We start from the raw sequence: 857 nt of genomic DNA, 5'->3' as shown, positions 1-857 counted from the left end.
TTGGACGATTGTAATCCTCTTGCTAGCTGTAGCATCCTTAATACTTTTCCTCTTCTTAATCATCAGAACGCTATTTCCAACTAAAAAATATGATAAGAATCTCGGATTGATTCTACTTATTTTAAGCTTGTTAGCAATACCGATAAGTATCTTCCTTATAGGAGGATGGGCAGGTATGGGAGTTGGTGTAATCGCAGTCTTTATTTTTGCTGCTGTTATTATAGCTTTAATTGCAAATACCTTCGTTAAACTACCTCCTCCAAAGAAAAAATAACAAATGACCGATGTTTTCATCAAGAGAAAACATCGGTCATTTTCTATCACTTAGTATCATTAATCGGTTCATCATTATTTACATCAAGTACATCTAATAAAAAGATAAAGATTGGAATCCCAATAATAAGCCCCCATATTCCAAGGAAATGTTCTGAGAAAATAAGAATCATAAATGTATAAAAAACAGGTAAATTCGTTTTTGCAGACATAAATTTTGGATTTAATAAATAACTTTCAAGAGCGTGGATTACTGTAATGAACACTAGTATGTAAACAACATACATAACCCCGCCGACATTATAGGCAATGATACAAAGTGGAAACAATGAAATGATAACACCAGCAACTGGAATCAAACCGAGTAGAAAGACCATGACAGCCAATACAAGAAGCTGCGGAAATCCTAAAATGACAAGTGCAATTACAGTGAGCACACAATTGACAACCGCAATTAAAAACTGTGCTTCAATTACTTTTCCGAACGATCTTGCAAATCTTTCACCAAAATATGCAATCTCCTCATAAAAAATTTTCAGCTTACTATCTTTAAATTTCGAAGTAAATGCTATAATGCGTTCTTT

2 protein-coding genes are annotated in these 857 nt (G+C 33.4%); one reads left to right on the top strand and one right to left on the bottom strand.

Annotated features, from left to right (window positions below; all coding sequences use genetic code 11):
- Nucleotides 1-274: YesK family protein (locus tag AC1DTM_RS29250; protein ID WP_477001574.1), on the top strand; the 274-nt coding region annotated here is incomplete at its 5' end.
- A gap of 46 nt (nucleotides 275-320) precedes the next feature.
- Here the strand turns inward: AC1DTM_RS29250 and AC1DTM_RS29245 are convergent.
- Nucleotides 321-857 (bottom strand): AI-2E family transporter (locus AC1DTM_RS29245; RefSeq protein WP_477001573.1); only part of this gene is annotated, 537 nt, incomplete at its 5' end.

The organism is Bacillus sp. P4_D3, from assembly GCF_056401855.1.
This window is presented reverse-complemented; position numbering and strand designations above follow the sequence as displayed.